Source organism: Photorhabdus tasmaniensis (assembly GCF_011189505.1).
Classification (GTDB): Bacteria; Pseudomonadota; Gammaproteobacteria; order Enterobacterales; family Enterobacteriaceae; genus Photorhabdus; species Photorhabdus tasmaniensis.
Genome location: NZ_PUJU01000031.1, coordinates 37,788 through 58,226, shown reverse-complemented (window position 1 = coordinate 58,226; position 20,439 = coordinate 37,788). Strand labels below are relative to the sequence as shown.

17 protein-coding genes, 1 rRNA gene and 2 pseudogenes are annotated in these 20,439 nt (G+C 42.3%); 8 read left to right on the top strand and 12 right to left on the bottom strand.

Features of this window, described 5'->3' with window-relative positions:
- Positions 1-5: 5 nt before the first annotated feature.
- The 6 genes from rrf (at position 6) to C5471_RS14800 (ending at position 8,710) form a co-directional block, all read left to right on the top strand.
- Positions 6-121: ribosomal RNA gene (gene rrf / locus C5471_RS14825) — 5S ribosomal RNA — on the top strand.
- A gap of 959 nt (positions 122-1,080) precedes the next feature.
- A complete protein-coding gene (metA, locus tag C5471_RS14820; RefSeq protein ID WP_133816404.1) occupies positions 1,081-2,010 on the top strand; it encodes a homoserine O-acetyltransferase MetA in 930 nt (309 codons plus the stop codon).
- 287 nt (positions 2,011-2,297) lie between these two features.
- A complete protein-coding gene (gene aceB / locus C5471_RS14815) occupies positions 2,298-3,896 on the top strand; it encodes a malate synthase A (RefSeq protein WP_133816403.1) in 1,599 nt (532 codons plus the stop codon).
- Positions 3,897-3,960: 64 nt separating this feature from the next.
- Positions 3,961-5,268 carry an isocitrate lyase gene (gene aceA / locus C5471_RS14810; protein WP_133816402.1) on the top strand — a complete coding sequence of 436 codons (1,308 nt, stop codon included), beginning with the start codon at positions 3,961-3,963 and terminating at the stop codon, positions 5,266-5,268.
- A 62-nt stretch (positions 5,269-5,330) separates the two neighbouring features.
- Positions 5,331-7,088: a bifunctional isocitrate dehydrogenase kinase/phosphatase gene (gene aceK / locus C5471_RS14805; protein WP_133816401.1), complete on the top strand. Its 1,758-nt coding sequence runs from the start codon at positions 5,331-5,333 to the stop codon at positions 7,086-7,088.
- Positions 7,089-7,519: 431 nt separating this feature from the next.
- Complete coding sequence (locus C5471_RS14800; protein ID WP_133816400.1) at positions 7,520-8,710, top strand: lactate oxidase; 1,191 nt, start codon at positions 7,520-7,522, stop codon at positions 8,708-8,710.
- Positions 8,711-8,775: 65 nt separating this feature from the next.
- Here C5471_RS14800 and C5471_RS14795 read toward each other — a convergent pair.
- The 10 genes and pseudogenes from C5471_RS14795 to C5471_RS14755 all read right to left on the bottom strand — a co-directional run.
- Positions 8,776-8,910, bottom strand: a pseudogene (locus C5471_RS14795) (phage head closure protein); the annotation flags it as partial.
- Positions 8,906-9,423, bottom strand: a pseudogene (locus tag C5471_RS14790) (phage portal protein); the annotation flags it as partial. The pseudogenes C5471_RS14795 and C5471_RS14790, both read right to left, overlap by 5 nt.
- A gap of 2 nt (positions 9,424-9,425) precedes the next feature.
- The gene (locus C5471_RS14785) at positions 9,426-9,974 is read right to left on the bottom strand and encodes an HK97 family phage prohead protease (protein WP_133816399.1); all 549 of its coding nucleotides are present in this window, start codon (positions 9,972-9,974) and stop codon (positions 9,426-9,428) included.
- 43 nt (positions 9,975-10,017) lie between these two features.
- Positions 10,018-11,169 carry a phage major capsid protein gene (locus C5471_RS14780; RefSeq protein ID WP_133816398.1) on the bottom strand — a complete coding sequence of 384 codons (1,152 nt, stop codon included), beginning with the start codon at positions 11,167-11,169 and terminating at the stop codon, positions 10,018-10,020.
- A 119-nt stretch (positions 11,170-11,288) separates the two neighbouring features.
- On the bottom strand, positions 11,289-11,687 hold the full coding sequence (locus C5471_RS24015; RefSeq protein ID WP_242688716.1) for a DUF6201 family protein: 399 nt from the start codon (positions 11,685-11,687) through the stop codon (positions 11,289-11,291).
- Complete coding sequence (locus C5471_RS14770) at positions 11,684-12,526, bottom strand: DUF6402 family protein (protein WP_133816397.1); 843 nt, start codon at positions 12,524-12,526, stop codon at positions 11,684-11,686. The genes C5471_RS24015 and C5471_RS14770 overlap by 4 nt, the downstream gene beginning before the upstream one ends.
- Before the next feature lie 2 nt (positions 12,527-12,528).
- On the bottom strand, positions 12,529-13,263 hold the full coding sequence (locus C5471_RS14765; RefSeq protein ID WP_133816396.1) for an Hcp family type VI secretion system effector: 735 nt from the start codon (positions 13,261-13,263) through the stop codon (positions 12,529-12,531).
- Between the two features lie 507 nt (positions 13,264-13,770).
- Positions 13,771-14,001: a primase-like DNA-binding domain-containing protein gene (locus tag C5471_RS14760; RefSeq protein WP_133816395.1), complete on the bottom strand. Its 231-nt coding sequence runs from the start codon at positions 13,999-14,001 to the stop codon at positions 13,771-13,773.
- A complete protein-coding gene (locus tag C5471_RS24865; RefSeq protein ID WP_278250163.1) occupies positions 13,998-14,132 on the bottom strand; it encodes a hypothetical protein in 135 nt (44 codons plus the stop codon). Before C5471_RS24865 ends, C5471_RS14760 begins: the two co-directional genes overlap by 4 nt.
- Before the next feature lie 607 nt (positions 14,133-14,739).
- The gene (locus C5471_RS14755) at positions 14,740-15,882 is read right to left on the bottom strand and encodes a DUF1266 domain-containing protein (protein WP_133816462.1); all 1,143 of its coding nucleotides are present in this window, start codon (positions 15,880-15,882) and stop codon (positions 14,740-14,742) included.
- Between the two features lie 219 nt (positions 15,883-16,101).
- Between C5471_RS14755 and zur the strand changes: the two genes are divergently transcribed.
- Positions 16,102-16,611 (top strand): zinc uptake transcriptional repressor Zur, encoded by a 510-nt coding sequence (zur, locus tag C5471_RS14750; RefSeq protein ID WP_133816394.1) that lies wholly within the window; start codon positions 16,102-16,104, stop codon positions 16,609-16,611.
- 135 nt (positions 16,612-16,746) lie between these two features.
- Here the strand turns inward: zur and lexA are convergent, their stop codons facing one another.
- Together lexA and C5471_RS14740 are read right to left on the bottom strand one after the other, a co-directional pair.
- A complete protein-coding gene (gene lexA / locus C5471_RS14745; RefSeq protein WP_133816393.1) occupies positions 16,747-17,352 on the bottom strand; it encodes a transcriptional repressor LexA in 606 nt (201 codons plus the stop codon).
- A gap of 119 nt (positions 17,353-17,471) precedes the next feature.
- Positions 17,472-17,843, bottom strand: coding sequence for a diacylglycerol kinase (locus tag C5471_RS14740; protein ID WP_133816392.1), 372 nt, complete (start codon positions 17,841-17,843; stop codon positions 17,472-17,474).
- 130 nt (positions 17,844-17,973) lie between these two features.
- Between C5471_RS14740 and plsB the strand changes: the two genes are divergently transcribed.
- Positions 17,974-20,430 (top strand): glycerol-3-phosphate 1-O-acyltransferase PlsB, encoded by a 2,457-nt coding sequence (plsB, locus tag C5471_RS14735; RefSeq protein WP_133816391.1) that lies wholly within the window; start codon positions 17,974-17,976, stop codon positions 20,428-20,430.
- Positions 20,431-20,439: the final 9 nt, after the last annotated feature.

Here is a 20,439-nt window from a genome sequence, read left to right as displayed (position 1 = left end):
ATTTGCCTGGCGGCGATAGCGCGGTGGTCCCACCTGACCCCATGCCGAACTCAGCAGTGAAACGCCGTAGCGCCGATGGTAGTGTGGGGTCTCCCCATGTGAGAGTAGGGAACTGCCAGGCTTTAATCTTAAGTAGAAATCCTCAGCGTCAGCTGGGGGTTTTTGCGTTTCTGGGGATGATTTTATTGACTGACTGATTGACCTTCTTCGTTCGATATGCATTTCCTTTAAAAAATCAGGGCGAGATCTCACATTTTTAGATTTAATTTAAAAAACAGACTGAATGGCTATCAAAGACTATTGATAAAGCCGTATTGAGTGGGGGAGATTATATCAATATCTATTTATTGGTTGTTTTTTCGTAAAATGGAATCCCGCCCCACCTATAAAGTTTACTAGTAATTCTGAGCAGGTTTTATAGGTCATTACTCTTTGTTTTGTCTTCATAAATCAGCAGTTAAATAACTTTATGATATAAAAATACCTCTTCTTGTTTTTTCGTATAATCATCTTTTTTTAGGGCTTAAATCCTGTCAAATTAACTGTTTTATCCTTTTTTTATTGCGTTATTTTTATAGTTTTCTTCATAAAATAGCCAGTGAAAAAGCGTTTGAACACACATCTGTTTGGACGATATTCTTTTGCGTGTGGATTTCTTTTTAACTTTCTATTAATGGTTAATGATTCTCGATTAAATGCAATTAGCTCTCCTTCGGAAAAACTGCATTTATTGCGTTAAATCCGCCCTGAATATAAAATTTTAATGCCGCTGGATGCGCACTTTTAAATGTTTATGGTAGATTAATTTTAATATCTGTCTCAGAGGAAGCTACATGTATTCCAATCCGTTTTTAAGCAAATTAACCTTATTATCTTTTTAGATAAAAAATGAAATTTAAATTATTTTCTGTTTAAAGTATTAAAAATTTATTAACTATTATCATATTGGATATCGTAGTATGAGCAAAATGAAATAATTTCAGCTTACTTGTAAAGTCTCGACATTCGGCTAATATTTAGTTAGATTTGGCTATCTAGAAGTCTAAACATGTAAACGGACAAAAAAATCGAGGTTATAGCATGCCAATTTGTATACCGGATGAATTACCTGCTGTGAATCTCTTACGAGACGAAAATGTGTTCGTGATGACATCTACCCGTGCAAATATTCAAAATATACGTCCGTTAAAGGTATTGCTGCTTAACCTGATGCCAAAGAAGATTGAGACAGAAAATCAATTTTTACGATTGCTATCCAACACACCTTTACAGGTAGATATTCAGTTACTCAGAGTAGATAACCGGAAGTGTAAAAATACGCCTATTGAGCATTTGAATAACTTTTATTGTGATTTCGAGCAGATAAAACACCAAAATTTTGATGGTCTAATTGTCACTGGTGCCCCATTGGGGTTAGTTGAATTTGGCGATGTGGCGTATTGGGGGCAGATCGAAAGAATAATTAGTTGGGCAAAGGAGCATGTAACTTCTACTCTATTTATCTGTTGGGCAGTACAAGCGGCTTTGAATATTTTGTATGGTTTGCCGAAGTTTACCAGAGAAGTAAAATTATCAGGTGTTTATTATCATACTACTTTTGACCCTCTGGCACTTTTGACTCGGGGGTTTGATGAATCTTTTTTTGCTCCTCATTCCCGCTATGCGGACTTTCCTGAGCAGGTTATTCGTGAACATACGGATCTGGATATTCTTTCCTGCTCTGAAGATGCAGGTGTGTATTTACTGGCGAGCAAAGATAAACGCATGGTGTTTGTAACGGGTCATCCTGAATATGATGCCGGAACACTGGCTGGTGAATATTTACGTGATTTAGCGGCAGGTCTAGATCCAAAGATCCCAATAAATTATTTTCCAGATAATAATCCAGAAAGAAAACCATTGGCCTCATGGCGTAGCCATGGGCATTTACTATTTTCCAACTGGCTAAATTACTATGTGTACCAGATTACGCCATATGATCTTACCTACATGAATCCAACACTGGATTAATATCTTCATAAATGGCTGAATTTCAGCCATTCCATTCCCCAGATTTTTTTCTGATCTTCTGTCAAAACATCGCACTTTTTGTAGTTTATCTTATATAACAAAAACTTAACAAAATTATCGTATAATTTATGGAATCTATTTCTCTAATTATGTGTAGGTAATTTGTCATTTAACTCATTGTTTTTACTTTAATAAAATTAATTTTTTTTAAAAATGGAAATCGTTTTTGATTTATTTTAAATATAGATTACTCTTATTCAGGTGTGCTTTAAAATGAGGATGGGTAAATGACGCAGCAAACTTTAGCGACTGAATTATCGTTTATTAAGCAATTTGGCGCGGCAGAGCGGGAGGTTTTGACGCCTGAAGCGGTAGATCTTCTGGAAAATCTGGTTATCCAGTTTACTGATACACGGAAAAAACTATTAGCGGATCGGAATATTTGGCAGAAGAAAATTGATGGCGGTGAATTGCCTGATTTTATTTCGGAAACCAGTTCCATTCGAGAAAGTGAATGGAAAATTCAAAATATTCCAATTGATCTCCGTGACCGCAGAGTAGAAATCACTGGACCAGTTGAACGGAAAATGGTTATCAACGCGTTGAATGCCAATGTAAAAGTTTTTATGGCTGATTTCGAAGATTCCTTAGCGCCGGCTTGGGATAAGGTTATTGAGGGACAAATTAATTTACGTGATGCTGTGAATGGCACAATTTCTTACGTTAATGAGCAGGGTAAACAGTACCAGTTACAATCAGATCCTGCTGTTTTGGTCGCACGGGTAAGAGGGCTTCATTTACCGGAAAAACATGTTCTCTATCAGGATGAACCCATTGCCGGCGGATTGTTTGATTTCGCGCTCTATTTTTACCACAACTATCAGCAATTGCTGGCAAAAGGGAGTGGCCCTTATTTCTATTTACCCAAAATTCAGTCTTACCACGAAGCGCTTTGGTGGAGTGATGTGTTCAGTTTTGCAGAAGATCGCTTTGATTTGCCGAGAGGTACAATCAAAGCAACAGTATTGATTGAAACTCTGCCTGCTGTATTTCAGATGGATGAGATTCTTTACCATCTTCGTCACCATATTGTTGGCCTTAACTGTGGTCGCTGGGATTATATTTTCAGTTATATCAAGACATTGAAAAATCATAGTGACCGGGTTTTACCTGATCGTCAATCTGTCACGATGGATCAGCCGTTCCTGAGTGCTTATTCCCGTTTACTGATCAGAACCTGCCATAAACGCGGAGCATTTGCGATGGGGGGAATGGCCGCCTTTATTCCAAGCAAAGATACTGAACACAACAAATGGGTGTTAGATAAAGTCCGGGCGGATAAAGAGTTGGAAGCGCGTAATGGTCATGATGGTACATGGGTTGCCCATCCTGGTCTTGCCGATACGGTAATGGAGGTTTTCGATAAGGCATTGGGAGAACTGCAAAACCAGTTAGCTATTTCCCGCAGGGAAGATGCACCTATTACGGCAGTGCAATTACTGGAGCCTTGTCCAGGAGAGCGCACTGAAGAAGGGATGCGCGCCAATATCCGCGTAGCAGTTCAATACATTGAAGCCTGGATTTCAGGAAATGGGTGCGTGCCTATTTATGGCTTGATGGAAGATGCTGCGACAGCAGAAATTTCCCGGACATCCATTTGGCAATGGATTCATCATGAAAAATCATTATCCAACGGTAAAAAAGTAACAAAAAGCTTATTCAAAAAAATGCTGGAAGAGGAAATGGAGGTCATTAAGCAAGAAGTTGGAGAAACACGTTTCAGCCAAGGGCGATTTAGCGATGCGGCCAAGTTGATGGAGCATATTACGACTCAGGACGAACTGATAGATTTCCTGACACTGCCGGGATATCAATTGCTCGACTAAGCAACGAATAACAATAAACCACTATTATCCGATTAATTTAATAAAAGATTAGGAAGTAGAAGTCATGACAATCTCCAGAACTCAACAAATCGCTCAATTGGAACAAGAATGGAAAAGCGCCCGCTGGAATGGAATTATCCGTCCGTACAGTGCGGAAGAAGTGGTTAAATTGCGCGGTTCGGTAAATCCTGAACATACATTGGCGCAGCTTGGTGCTAAAAAGCTGTGGGAATTACTGAATGGCAAGGCAAAGAAAGGTTATGTGAACTCATTGGGTGCATTGACTGGCGGACAGGCATTACAGCAGGCGAAAGCGGGTATTGAAGCGATTTATCTTTCTGGCTGGCAGGTTGCGGCTGATGCTAACACCGCATCCAGTATGTATCCTGATCAATCCCTCTATCCGGTGGATTCGGTTCCGGCAGTAGTCAAACGTATTAACAACAGTTTTCGCCGTGCAGATCAGATTCAGTGGGCAAATGGCATTGGTACTGATAGCCAAGAATATACCGATTATTTTCTGCCAATTGTGGCAGATGCGGAAGCAGGATTTGGTGGTGTTCTGAATGCTTTTGAATTGATGAAAGCCATGATTGAGGCTGGCGCTGCGGCTGTTCACTTTGAAGATCAACTTGCTGCGGTGAAAAAATGTGGTCATATGGGCGGTAAAGTTCTGGTTCCGACACAAGAGGCCATTCAAAAATTGGTTGCTGCGCGTTTGGCCGCAGATGTTTCTGGCGTGCCGACATTGCTGATTGCCCGTACAGATGCCGATGCAGCTGATTTGTTGACTTCTGATTGTGACGCTTATGACGGTGAATTTATTACTGGCGAGCGGACTTATGAAGGATTTTTCCGTACCAGAGCAGGTATCGATCAGGCGATTAGTCGTGGTTTGGCTTATGCGCCGTATGCTGACTTGGTGTGGTGTGAGACGTCAACGCCTGATATCGAAATGGCTCGCAGTTTTGCTGAGGCGATTCACGCTAAATATCCCGGTAAATTACTGGCTTACAACTGTTCGCCATCGTTCAATTGGAAAAAGAATTTGGATGATAAGACCATTGCGCGTTTCCAGGCTGAACTGTCAGCAATGGGTTATAAATTCCAATTTATTACTCTGGCGGGTATCCACAGTATGTGGTTCAACATGTTTGACCTGGCACACGCTTACGCGCAGGGAGAAGGCATGAAACATTATGTGGAGAAAGTTCAGGAAAAAGAATTCGAATCCATTGAACGTGGTTATACCTTCTCTTCCCATCAGCAGGAAGTGGGTACAGGCTATTTCGATAAAGTGACCACGATTATTCAGGGTGGGACATCATCTGTCACTGCATTGACGGGTTCTACGGAAGAGCAGCAGTTCTAATTGTTGTGTTTCTTATTCTATTCAGCCTGCTTATTGCAGGCTGAATATATTGAGGAGTTGCGATGGGGATAAATTCAGCACATCTGATAGCACAAACTATTTTACAAGGATTCGATGCACAGTATGGTCGCTTTTTGGAGGTGACTTCAGGTGCACAGCAGCGCTTTGAACAGGCTGATTGGCGCGCCGTTCAGCAAGCCATGAAAAAGCGTATCAATCTTTATGATCATCACGTTGGGCTGGTCGTTGAGCAGCTTAAATGCATACATGGTGCTTTCGGGTATGATGAAGAGTACATTGCCGAAGTGAAGGTAGTTTATACCAGTTTATTACCGGATTATCCCCGATTTGAAATTGCCGAGAGTTTTTTTAATTCTGTTTATTGCCGTCTGTTTGAGCATCGTAACCTGACGCCGGATAAGTTATTTATTTTTACCTCCCAGCCTGCTCGAAGATTTCGGGATATTCCCCGTCCTTTATCCCGTGACTTTTTCCCTGATGGCAATCTTGCCTCAATGCTACGGACAATGCTTAATGACCTGCCGCTGCGTTTGTACTGGGAAGATCTGGAGAGGGATATTCGTTACATCACGGATTATCTGCAACGAACATTTCCAGTTGAGGAATTATTACAGGCGACTTTTCAGATAGTGAATGAACTGTTTTATCGTAATAAAGCCGCCTGGCTAGTGGGTAAAATCCGCATTGAAAATCAGGTTTACCCTTTCTTATTGCCGATCCATCATAACGAATCTGGTGGGATTTTTATTGATACCTGTCTGACCGATCAGGCTGATGCCAGCATTGTATTCGGTTTTGCTCGTTCCTATTTTATGGTTTATGCGCCTTTACCTGCGGCTTTGGTTGAGTGGTTGAGAGAAATTCTGCCGGCTAAATCGACCTCTGAGCTTTATATGGCAATTGGCTGTCAGAAGCATGGTAAGACAGAATATTACCGGGAATATCTGGCATTCATTACCTTTTCCAAAGAACAATTTATGATCGCTCCCGGTGTTAAGGGGATGGTGATGTTAGTGTTTACTTCCCCTTTACTTGATAGAGTATTCAAGGTTATTAAAGATAAATTTGCGCCACAGAAAGAGGTAACTCAGGAGCGGGTACAAGAGTGTTACCGGTTGGTCAAAGAACATGACCGTGTGGGGAGAATGGCTGACACACAGGAATTCGAAAATTTCGTTGTTGATAAGGTTCGTATCAGTCCTGAGCTAATGGAAGAGTTGCAGAAAGAAATACCGGAAAAGTTAGAAGATTTGGGGGATAAGATCCTTATCAAGCATTTGTATATGGAACGCCGGATGACACCGTTGAATATCTATATGGAACAGGTGGATGAACAGAAACTGAAAGATGCGATTGAAGAATACGGCAATGCGATTAAACAACTTGCTGCGGCGAATATTTTCCCCGGAGATATGTTGTTCAAAAACTTTGGTGTGACACGGCATGGGCGTGTGGTGTTCTACGACTATGATGAAATCTGTTATATGACGGAAGTTAACTTCCGCGATATACCACCGCCACGTTATCCAGAAGATGAATTGGCCAGTGAACCTTGGTACAGCGTGGCACCAAATGATGTTTTTCCTGAGGAATTCCGGCACTTTCTTTGCACTGACAGTCGCATTCGCCGCTATTTTGAAGAGATGCATAGTGATTTGTTCAAAGCAGATTATTGGCGAGCGCTACAGGAACGGATTAAAGGTGGTCATGTGGAAGATGTGTTTGCATATCGCCGCAAACAGCGGTTTAGCCAACGCACTGAGATAGGAGCCTATTCTATTTCTAACGTTTCAGCTTGATGTTGACGGGGAATTGGCCGTTGCCGTTGGCAACTGCCATTTTCATCAGTAGTTGATATGATTATGTGAATCTACCATTAATAGATATTAGAATAAAAACATCTGTCCTATCATCGAATATCATTTTGATATTGCATTTCAATAATAGTTTCTTTCTGATAAAGAACGATGAAAATTTTTTATAACTTGTAGCAATTAACTATTTTCTTATAGTTAATTTAGGTAATAGATCAACACCTGAAACTAATTTTTGAATTTTTAGATGAGCCTCTCACAACAAAAAATCACCGGGTCCAATAAGCTTTGTAAGCTCATAAAAACATGCTTAAGTATTTATTAGCTTGAATTATCCAGAATTTGTCTATTCTTATATATGTGGACAAATTCTATTGTCAATATTTATAAGCCTACTTTAAGTAAGGGGGAATTGTATGCCATCAAGAAGAGACGTCATGGTTGGAGGATTAAGTCTTGCTGCTGCCGGTATTCTATCTACGGTATCTTCAGCTAATGCTGCAACTGCTAACATAAAACTGCAAGGAGCTTATAAAACAGGTAGTGTAGAAAAAGCCCTTGATATTATTAGTCTTTATGATTTGGAAGACGAAGCACGTGAACTGATTCCTGCCCCTCAATTTGGCTATATTAGCAGTGGTTCAGGTGATGAATGGACGCTACGAGAAAATACTAGAGCCTTTGACGATTACCAAATTATTCCCCGCTATCTCGCGGGGATAAAAGAACCTGACACAACAACCGAATTACTTGGCAGTAAAGTGGATATACCTATTTTCATTCCACCGATGGCGGCACACGGACTGGCTCATATCTCCGCTGAAGTGGGAACAGCAAGAGGCGCTGCTGCTGCCGGTACCCTGTTTACTGCACAAACTCTGTCTAATTCATCTCTCGAAGATATAGCAAAAGTGAGTAACGGCCCCAAATGGTTCCAAATTTATTTTACCAAAGATATGGGTATTAACCGTGAACTAATACGCCGGGCTAAAGCTATGGGCGCAACCGCCATCGTATTTACGGTTGATTTAGAGTGGAGCGGTAATAGGGAAGCTGATAGACGTAATAAATTTACCTACCCAAGTTCACTTCTATTTCCTAATATTCCTGGCGCTCCCGTTGGTGCAACATTATCAGAGATTACAGCGCTATTTAAACGTGATCTTGATTTTAAGGATCTGGAATTTCTTGCCAAAGAATCAGGTCTTCCAATCATTGTCAAAGGTATTCAATCTGCCGAAAATGCTAAAGAATGTGTTGACCACGGAGCCACAGCCATTCAAGTCTCTAACCACGGTGGCCGGCAATTAGACACTGTCCCGGCAGCAATCAAGTCATTACCTGGCATTGTTGAGGCCGTTGGGCGTCACATTCCGGTCTATTTAGATGGCGGTATCCGTCGCGGTATTCATGTGTTTAAAGCTCTCGCATTAGGTGCTAAAGCTGTCGCTATCGGCAGACCAATTTTATATGGACTGGCATTGGGCGGAGCACCAGGCGTGACTTCCGTTTTAAACCTGCTTAAGTATGAGCTGAAACTTAGCATGAAGCTGGCGGGATGCGCAGCTATTAAAGACATTGAGAGAAAGTTTATCAGTTTAATTTAACTCATTAACTGATAACGTAAATATCAGCCCCGTTTCATTTAAAATAGGTGATTTAAGGAAGCGGGGTAAATTCTGTTAACTACGGTGATGTCATCACGGTAACGCAGCCAGATACGTACCGTGGCTTCGGAAAGTACCGCACCGGAAGCCACCAATTCCCGGCCACTGATAAATCTTACTTTCGTCCAGACGGTGGTAATGCAAATGCAACACTTCTTTTTGCAGGTAGGTTTTTACCTTGCCGCTATAAGGCTCGGTGATGGTGTAAGCAAACCGGTGATCGGATAACCGTTGTGGGATAACGGCTGACGGCGGATAAGGGTGTAAGGATTGTGGCTGTCCATTTTTTCCCCAGACAATCACGGCATAGGCATTACCATTTAACAGGCAATGACGCATCACAGGGTACGCTTGAACTGAAACGGGGTCTGGCAGTCATTCGGGCCTTCATTCAGCAAATAATCAACGGGGTGATCACTGAGCCATTCGCGGGATTCTTTACTGTTCTGGTGCTGCACCCGATAGAGGTAACAAGGCATACTGGCGATAGCCTCACTAATGACCGTGACGGCATTCATCACCGCAGGCAAGCCCTCCGCCGTGGAGGGTGAGACATGTTCACCCGATTGGGTGTTAGCCATGCCCGCTAGAGAAAGGAACTCATCCATCGTCATGTTGCGAATCTCAGGCGGTTTTCGCTTAAAAGGCCACATAATCACACCTCGGACAGTTGCAGCCAGTAATGGCGCAAATCCACATCGCAGGGGTTAACCGCATTCAGCGAACGTCTGGCAATCTCTACGCCACTTTCAGGATAAGCGGGCAAGCTGGTGATGGTGATTTCCCGCAGTTCGGCTTCTAAGACGGTTCTGACGTAGGGTGATTGACCCGTATCCCACTGATCTTTAATGGCACGAAAGCCAAAGGACATGCCTTGTATATCGCCACGCTCAACGAGGGTCAGCACATCGCGCCCCAATTGCGTATCAGGCGGGGTTAACTCGAAACGTAATCCGGTGGCATCTTCGGCAAGTTGTAACGTACCGGACGTGGTGCGGCCTAACAGGTTCATATGATCATGTTCATCAAGTGCCCTGACATCAGTACCCGCCGTTAAGCTGGCGCTAAAGGCATTCGCGGCGAACTGCTCCACAAACTCATCCCACAGGATTTGGGATCGACTGTTCCACTTAATCACGTAACCGGTCAGTTTTCTATCTGACGCTGACAAGGACGCAGTGCGGATTTCAAAATCTTTATTCATCTATGGACTCCAAGACAGAAAAGGGGCACTGTGCCCCTCTTGCTTATTTACTGGTTGTTTTCACTTCCAGCACCTTGATGGCGTTGGAGTCCACCAGACCGCCGCCCAAATATTTATCGGTGTGTACCTTATAAAATCCCGGTTTGGTGATATTGTCGGGATGGGTACGGGTGCCTGTTTGATGGTCAACGATGAAGTAGCCGCGTTTGAAATCACCCAGCCCGATCACACCTTCCGGCATAAATTCGAGGTAATGAACCGGCAAGCCCAGCAACATGTCAGGATCACCCGCCTGTAAACGCTCGCGCCAGATATAATCCCCGTTGCCATTTTTCAGCTTCTGTACTTTGGCGGCGGTCGTGGAGTTCATCATCCACACGGCGTTCTTGCGGTATTTGTTCCTGAGCAGGAATTTCAGGTCAATCAGGCTATCGGCTTCAAGGGTGCTGACTTCCAGCTTTTGCAGCGTGCCGAAAGCGCGTACCTTATCAGCTTGGGGATCACGGGGATAAGACAGGAAGCCCTTGGCTTTTTTGCTGCCATCACCGCTCACCAGATCCGTTTCTTCGGTATCGATAAACGTATCTGCAATCTCAGACGTCAACCAGCCCAAGATATCCACATCGCTAAAGTCGATGATTTCTTGGGTGGTCTTGGGATAGGCGTAAATCGGGAACAGCTTAATGCTGACTTCTTCCATCTTCGGTGTGGGCGTCTCACCGCGTGCCTTGCCTTCTTCCCCGTGGGCGACCACTGTGCCACCGACTGAAACCAATTGCTTATATTCGTTGCTGCGTGTGATCTTGATGGTGCAGATCCGGCGCATAACCGACTCATCAGCCAATTGCTGCATGATTTGTTTGTTCAGTTCCGGGATAACGGTATAGCCACCCTCTGAGGGGACACCTGTAGACAAGGCGCGGGTTTCTCCGGTCAGAAGATAATGGCGCAGTTCGTCATTACTGAGTGTTTCACTGGTTGGCTGAGTCTTCGCCGGACTGCGTTCTTCATCAGACAGCGCCTCATAACGGGCAATTTCGGCGTTAAGCGTATCGGACTGGTTGCGCAGTTCGTCGAATTGTTTGGCTTCATCTTCGGTGAGTGAACGCTTTTCAGTTTCGGCTTTGGTCAGCAGCGAGCGCATTTGCTGGGTTAAAGCGGCTTTTTGCTGGCGTAATTCGAGTAATTTCTTCATGGTGTTTTTGCGTTATTTGTTTATTTAAATACTATTTAACACGATGAAAAATAATAAAGAAGCCTCTGGAATTCAGAGGCTAAACAAGAGAAAACATGAAGACATAATATTTACAAATATTATTTTAATTTATTTACATAGATGACTTCATATCCGTCATTTGTTGGATAGATAAAAGCGTCTTTATTAGCGGTTGGAAGGCTAAATGAGGCAGAAAATGCCCCATATGATATTGACGTAAAAGGAGAACTCTTCCAGATATCTCTGTTTTTATTATCATATAAAACAATAAAATATTTGTCTCCAAAAATGACATATTTCCACATTGCATATGGAGATATTGGCAACTTCTTATATACCACTGCGGTATATTTACCATCTTCACCCCTTTCCTCAAAATATTTATTCCAATTACCGAAGAACAATGTTGATGGAAATAACATCCATATTATAAAAATAATGATAAAAAATAAAACCAGCCATGGCTTTCTAAAAAGGAATTTACATTTATTTTTCATAGGTAAATAATTTTATGTTGTGGTAACGGGTTCATCCATAAAATATCAGAAAAAACAATAAAATCACCACCTTCATTATGTTTTTTCTGCCATTTTCTAAAGCTATCATTAATTACAGGAACATATCCATTGTATTTAATCCATAAGGCCAGCCAACTTCCAGTCGCATAAAGAGCGGCATAATCAACGGAACTCATTTTGTCTAATATCCCGTTTTTACTCCAAATGCCTAAAGGTTCATTAGCGCCAACAAAATCATAGGTGTCTTTTAAATACATGCCAATTTGTTCAGTGACAAAAACATCTTTACTGTTTAATTTATCCACATGTCCCTTAACAGCCACCTTCATATTGGAATTACCCATAGCCCCATACCAATCATCAACCGTATCCAACTTAGAACCAAACTGCCTAACATTGACTACTGAAAACGTGTCTATTTCCCGTATATCCTTTTCATATCCTAATTCTTTTTTTCCACCTTCTTTTTCTAGCTGTTCTTTTAATTGCACGATACCCGCATTACTTGCCCATCCATTAATTAATACAGACATCACGTCTTGAGGTTGTTTATATTTCATTGCCCATTCCATTTTTATTATGGAATCATTAACCAGTTCACTTGGTATATCTATTGCGCAACCTCGAAAATATTCTGTTTTTGTTTTTTCTGTAAAAGAATAAGCAGGTTTTGTATTAAACCAATGGCGCATCAATTTTGGTGCCATTTCCCAGCCCATTTTTTCCATTGCATCTGGGATTTGGTTTAAATAAAAAATATCCATTTCAATTTCTGTATTTTTGCCGCCTTTAACGGTTTTTGTTTTAAAAATCGACATAATTAAATCCCTATTTTTGTCTGAAATAAATATTTAACTTCAATATTCTCTTCTTTTTTGGCATCAAACTGTTTTGTCATTCCAGATGTTTGACATACTCCCTCAATCAGTCCTTTGTCCGTTTCCACACCATACGCAATATCTTGGCAAATATTTCCTTGATGTTTCAGAGTGAACTTATGGCTAAATAGAGCAGAAATAGCTTTTTCAATCAATGGCTGAATATGATTAAACCCAGATAAAAGCGGTCTTTCTTCTTCACGTCCAACTAATTGCGAAATACTGTAACCCGACGTTCCGGCGGCGAGATGGCTACATGAGATAGACTTGTAATCCAGCATCACCACTTCATGCGGTATAGCTCCGTTGTTGTCGATGGAATGTGGGTAATGATAGGAAACATCAACCATCGTCGCGCCGGTCAGTTTGATTTCATAAAAAAATTCTAACTGCCCCATTGGATTTGTCCGGTAACACATAAATTTGGCATCCAACAACTCGTTACCATCTATCGCCATCGCCAACAAGGGAGAGGATTTATCAAGGGGTTTCACAAAGCTGACAGGGTGATGATTGACGTTCTGGTCGCGGCTCATCGCGTGACTGAGGCTTAATACCTGTATCTGATCTTCCCGTCCCGCCTGATACCGGTTGCCAATAGATTCGGGCGTTGAACAGCCCGCAGAAATAAGACCTTGCTTCTTGCCTTTTAACGACAGGTAAATGAGGTATGACATGCTTGTCTCTCCTGTAACATGATATCCAATCAATGCTCAATAATACATTTCATGAGGCAGGATATAACAGCTATGCTTATCGATTCTAGCATGTATAAAAGAACATCAGTTAATTTGTGATTAATGTCTCTTCTTAAACAAAATCAGATAATGACCTATTTTAAATTTCAGGTAATACCCTAAATAAAAATCATGCTGACGTGATAGTTTTCCTTTTCTGGTTTGTCTGGCTTTTATTTACCTGCCAGAAGATACCCCTGAAAATCTTTTTCGCTCCTTTCACTATGCACCCTCTGCACAATTTCCTGAACGCCTTGCTACCGCTGGGTTGGTCGTCATTAATAGGATATTCACTGACTGCGTCCCCTGTTCACCCCTTTTTTATACTCATGAAGAGAATGCAGAGTTAATGTATAGTTAAAAAATGACTATACATCTATTATTTTCTTTTAAATACAGTCAGATAGTTAAAATAGTGCATGGAGTGCAGACTTAAACCCAAGAAGTTTATACAGGGGATTTAAAGCTCCTGCATTCAGGCACAGAGGGGAGCCACTCTTCGGCTTCTTCCGACAACTCAACATTATAGGAATAGCTTTTCTTGGTTCGCACTTTCCGGTACTCCTGCATAATCTTGGGAATGGATTCGCCAAACTGGGTCAGCGTTAGCGGGCGTTCAAAGCCATGCGCTTCCATAAAAGAAAGATAAGAGCGAGGATAATTTTCGCATTTGGTCATTGCACTCTGACTTGTTCGGCAACAGTCAGTAAATTACTTTCATCAATCGCCGCCAGCACAACGCTTTTATGTAACTGCCTAACCGTTAACGCGGTGGCGTAACCTTCGGTGATGACCAAAGTGTCCGGCATTCCGGTAATCTCAGATACGGGGATAAAACTGCTTTTTTTACCTTGCCTGTACGCTGATTTGTGGTGGTGATGATCTTAAACATGGCTTACCTCCTGATAAAAAATCTGATAATTCTTTTTATGTTAAAAGCCTTTTTCTTTTATTTTGCTTAACACCTATATCTTGTTTTGAAATTCCTTCTAAAACATGGGATATAGAATCTATGGACTCGACAAAATTTCAACGCTTGTTGAGATATTTGTAAGAGCGCACCTGCAACACTAGGAGCTATCTTTCGCACCTTGTCAGAGCGAGTTCCCATTAGCGATTTTAGCTTCTTATCTGATAATCGATTTATTCCAGTAGTCATTTGGATCTCTAATTCAAGATATTTGTTACCCCACCGATTACCCCACAGTGCGGTGCAAAAGTGGAAAAACGTCAATAAATACTGGAACAATACACAGTATTAAACTTAACCTAATCATTTGATATATATTAAATTTTAGTACAAATGCAGTAACACTAGAACACTAAATCTCATTGATTTTTATCATTTAACCGGAGAAATAGAATTCTCACTTTCCCCCTGAAATATTCTTCAAGGGGAAATGTTTAATATAAATATTAATGAAGTATACGAGACGCTGACAGCTCCGTGAGATCAATTTCATACCTTTGTTGCTCTTCCATTCTATTGCGTAAAACATCTTCTACTAATGCAGAAAAACCTGTCATCATTTGTCGTTCCATAATAACGCCTTTTGGCTCAGGCCACGGCAGGCTGGCAATTGGCCAGTCACAATACAGTTTATAATAATTAAACTGATCCAGCCGCTCTTTACTCTTGTCAAAATCATTACTCCAGTAGGCATTACCCAACCGGAAGTTTGTATAGAATTCATCAAAGCGGCCAAAGATTTCATAAATATAATCAGCGGTTTTCAGCATATTTTTCCATGCCACTTCTTCACTGATATAACCAGCGCAAAAACAATTACGGCTTAAAACAATTGCAAGCCACAAATCAAATCCCCACACTAATGCAGGTGGGCGCCCATTAGCAGTTTGAGAACATTTACGAATAGAGTCAGGTGTTACTTCAACTAATTTGGCAAGAACTTTAAACATTTTGCCATCACTAAGCGCAGCATCAACAGCAAAATGCTTTGAATGTACCCCACCCCACAAACTGGTTAGCATTTTCATATAACCTTCTTCATCAATAATTCCCCAGTCACTGTATAGTTGGGATTGATGTTCCTGAGTAGGTGATAATGGGAGCAGGCAGTAACGATAGTTATCATGAGCAACCCGTGACTGCAAAGGATAATGCTCCAGAGTTTCACTCCAAAAACCCAGCCAATAGTCACTCACAATATTTAACCGCAATACCTGGCGCTTTTCTTCCGGTAAAAAAGATAAACCTGCTTGTTGATAATAACGCCGTTGTTCCCATTCAGGACGTTTAACAATACGATAAATAATAACTGAAAGTAACATTACTGAAAATAATGCTATACTGACGACTTGTGCCAGAAGTAAATAGTCTGTGACAGGGACGGATACATTATCTATTATAAATAATACAATTGCTACAGATAATATAATTCCCGTACAGATTGCAATTACAAATAAAATATTAATCAATGCGTATAATGAACTCAGAAAAGGTAACTTTCTTTTTTCGCAGATAATATTCTTTATTACCTGATAGCCTTTAGCAGGAAACTGCCTATAATGAGGCTGATTTTGTAAAAGTTCTTTCATCACAAATGATTCCTTTTCGAAAATTATCTACCCTATATGATAATTCTTATCTGTATTATCACAAACCTCAGGAAAACATTATTTTTGCTGCTAAGTATCAATTTAACCAAATTAACCCCATCAGGGGACAAGCATAGTGAACTTTTCCGGAGAATATTTTCTATCGTAGAAACATGATAACATCCTAATATTGTTATCATGCTGGCTGTAAGGGGCGCAATGAAACTGATTAACCAAAAAAAGTTACTGGAACAAGCCGAAGCTATTTGCCTGGCACGGGGCGTTCGCTTTACTCCGCAGCGGTTTGAAGTTTTGCGTCTGATTTCAGAGCAACCTGGCGCAATCAGTGCTTATGATTTACTGGATTTATTGCGGGAAGCAGAACCACAGGCTAAACCACCAACCATATACCGGGCACTGGAATTTCTGCTGGAACAGGGATTTATTCATAAAATAGAATCCACCAACAGTTATGTGCTGTGCCACCATATCGAACAACCAAGCCACACCTCAGCAATGTTTATTTGTGACCGCTGTGGTTCTGTTACAGAACGGGATGGTGGCGTCGTTGAATCTGCTATTCAACAGTTAGCAAAAACTGCCGGATTCAGTTTACGCCATACAGTCATTGAAGCGCATGGTTTATGTTCCTCTTGTGCAGAGATTGAATCCTGTACTGAGCGGGATGGATGCCAGCACGACCACAGTATTGAGGTAAAAAAGAAATAGAGAACCTGTAAATAGCGGCAGGCAACCGCAGAATCACGTTCAAGATAATCATATTGATAAACCAATAACATGATTCTGCCGGAATATTGCAACTCTTTGACAATCACTAAAAAACAACGATTCGATATTTTACTATCAAAACCCATCACCGTTACGAATCACCCCGACGGCTAATCCTTCAATTGTCAGGCTCCGTTCGTGCAGATCCACCACGATTGGCTTAAAATCAGGGTTTTCTGCCAACAATTCAACTTTATTTCCCGTCTGTTTAAAACGTTTTACAGTTACTTCATCTTCAATACGGGCAACAATAACCTGCCCATTACGAACATCCTGTGTTTTATGCACAGCCAACAGATCACCATCCATAATCCCAATATTTTTCATGGACATACCGCTGACTCTCAACAGGAAATCCGCACTTGGCTTAAACAGTGCCGGATCAATCCGATAATGACTTTCAATGTGCTCCTGTGCCAACAGTGGTTCACCTGCGGCTACACGACCAATCAACGGTAAACCAGATTCTTCTAGCAGCAAACGGATACCCCTGGATGCCCCGGCAACAATCTCTATCACCCCTTTGCGAGCCAATGCTTTTAAATGCTCTTCAGCCGCATTAGGTGAACGGAAACCAAGACGTGATGCAATTTCAGCACGCGTTGGTGGCATACCCGTTTGCGAAATGTGGTCACGCACCAAGTCATAAACTTGTTGCTGCCTTACGGTAAGTGCTTTCATTTCGCCCCCTGTGTGTTTATACAGTCAAACTGTGAGTATATACAGGTAAATAGCGATTGGGAACCTGCCAGGGCAGAAAATCAGCCCAATATAGTATAATGACTCATTATTAAACTAAATCAGGTCACAAAATAGCGCCAGAGAATGGTACTCCAGACAATTAACGACAGCATCATCGTCAGAAAGACCGCCGCTGATCCCATATCTTTTGCCCGGCCAGACAATTCATGGAATTCGCTGCCAATACGATCAACAACAGCTTCAATAGCACTGTTTAGGATCTCCACAATCACCACCAGCATCACTGAACCAATCAGTAAAATGCGTTCAATTGCGCTGATATCCAGATAAAATGCAACAATTACCGCCAATATAGATACGATTATTTCCTGTTGGAAAGCCGCTTCATTTTGCCACGCAGCCTTGAGACCTTTCATCGAATATACGGTTGCTTTGATGATACGGGTCAGTCCCTTGGATTGATTTGCCATAAGTTATTCACACCAAATGTGAGGTTATTTGCCACTTTTATCTTTTATTATCGTCTTAACATAACAGATCTCAACACTTGTTTCTGGTATGCTTGCGACATTATTGCTAACAGGAGGCTTCAAGTTATTTATGTCAGGTTGGCGTAAAATATATTATAAATTATTGAATTTACCACTAAAAATACTGGTAAAGAGCAAACTTATCCCTACAGATCCCATTACCGAATTACGGCTCGATACGACACGTCCTATTTTGTACGTCTTGCCGTATCACTCCAAAGCAGACTTACTGACATTACGTCAGCAATGTCTTGAGCAGGATCTGCCGGACCCTTTAAACTCACTGGAGCTTGGTGATACTGAGCTTCCGGGCTATGTATTTATCGATAATGGCCCACGCGTATTCCGCTATTGCGCACCAAAGCAGGAATCGGTAAAAATTTTCCATGCTTATCTGGATCTGCACCGTAATAATCCAAACCTGGATATTCAACTGCTGCCAGTTTCTGTCATGTTTGGTCGTTCCCCCGGACGTGAAGGGCACAGCACCCCACATCTGCGGCTACTTAATGGTATCCAAAAATTCTTCGCCATTCTCTGGCTGGGCCGGGACAGTTTTGTGCGTTTTTCAAACACAGTGTCTCTGCGTTATATGGCAACGGAGCATGGCACAGACAAGACAATTGCTCATAAGTTGGCTCGTGTGGCACGAATGCACTATGCACGCCAACGCCTGGCGGCGGTGGGTCCGCGTCTGCCTGTTCGTCAAGAGTTGTTTAATAAGCTGCTGGCTTCAAAAGCGATAGAAAAGGCCGTCACTGATGAGGCCCGCAGCAAGAAAATCTCCCATGAGAAAGCGCAACAGAATGCCGTTAACATGATGGAAGAGATTGCTGCGAATTTCTCTTATGAAACAGTACGGCTGTCAGATCGTGTGCTTGGTTGGACTTGGAACCGTCTGTATCAGGGGATCAATGTTCACAACGCTGAACGCATCCGTCGTCTGGCACAGGATGGTCACGAACTGGTTTATGCGCCCTGCCACCGTAGTCATATGGATTATCTGCTGCTCTCCTATGTGATTTATCATCAGGGTTTGGTGCCGCCCCATATCGCTGCGGGCATCAACCTGAATTTCTGGCCGGCAGGCCCGATATTCCGCCGCCTTGGTGCATTTTTCATTCGCCGTACGTTTAAAGGTAATAAACTCTACGCCACGATATTCCGTGAATATCTGGGTGAGTTATTTGCCCGCGGTTATTCTGTTGAATACTTTATGGAAGGCGGTCGTTCCCGGACAGGTCGTTTGCTCGATCCCAAAACGGGCACCCTGACCATGACGTTACAAGCAATGTTGAGAGGCGAATCACGCCCAATCACTATCGTGCCAATTTATATCGGTTACGAACATGTGATGGAAGTTGCCACCTATGCCAAAGAGCTGCGGGGGGCAACCAAAGAGAAAGAGAGCCTTTTCCAGATGCTGCGCGGTTTGCGTAAACTTCGTAATCTAGGTCAAGGTTATGTAAACTTTGGTGAACCTATCCCGTTGATCCAATATCTTAATCACCATGTTCCTGACTGGCGGGACTCTATTGACCCAATAGAATTCCACCGTCCCGAATGGGTTAACCCGACAGTCAGTAAGCTAGCCGGGAACATCATGGTGAATATCAACAATGCTGCGGCAGCTAACGCAATCAACCTGTGTTCAACCGCCCTGCTGTCATCACGTCAGCGAGCACTTACTCGTGAGCAACTGCTTGAGCAGTTGGATTGTTATATACAACTTATGCGCAACGCGCCTTATACTGACGATGTGACTGTGCCCAAGAAAACCGCAGAAGAGTTGTTGGAACACGCTCTGCAAATGGATAAGTTCGAGGTAGACAAGGACAGTATGGGCGACATCATTATCCTACCGCGTGAGCGTGCGGTTTTGATGACCTACTACCGCAACAATATCCAGCATTTATTGGTACTGCCATCACTAATTGCCTGCATCGTTATTGATCATCGCCGTATCAGCCGTGAAGCGTTACTAAGCCAGGTAGAAATTATTTATCCCCTGCTCAAAGCAGAGCTGTTTATACGTTACAGCAAAGCAGATCTGCGGGAAGTGGTTAATATCCTGGTTAATGAGCTTACCCGCCAGAGCCTTATCTGCAACAAAGAGCAAGGTATGCTGGTGTTGAATCCAGCGCGTATTCGCCCATTGCAATTGCTGGCAGCCGGTGTCCGCGAAACATTGCAACGTTATGCCATCACCCTCTCTTTACTGAATGCCAACCCGGAAATCAGCCGGGGTGCGCTGGAAAAAGAGAGCCGAATGCTGGCACAACGTCTGTCGGTATTGCATGGCATTAACGCACCTGAATTCTTCGATAAGGCGGTATTCACCACATCAGTAAATACACTGCGTGAAGAAGGTTATATCAGTGATAGTGGTGATGTGATTACAGCAAATACTCAGGAGCTGTATCAGGTATTGAGTGAGCTGATGTCACCTGAAATCCGTCTGACTATTGAGAGTGTCAGTTTACCGGCTGAACACAACGATGCAGAAGAGACAGCGAAAGAAGCATAATTTTTAACA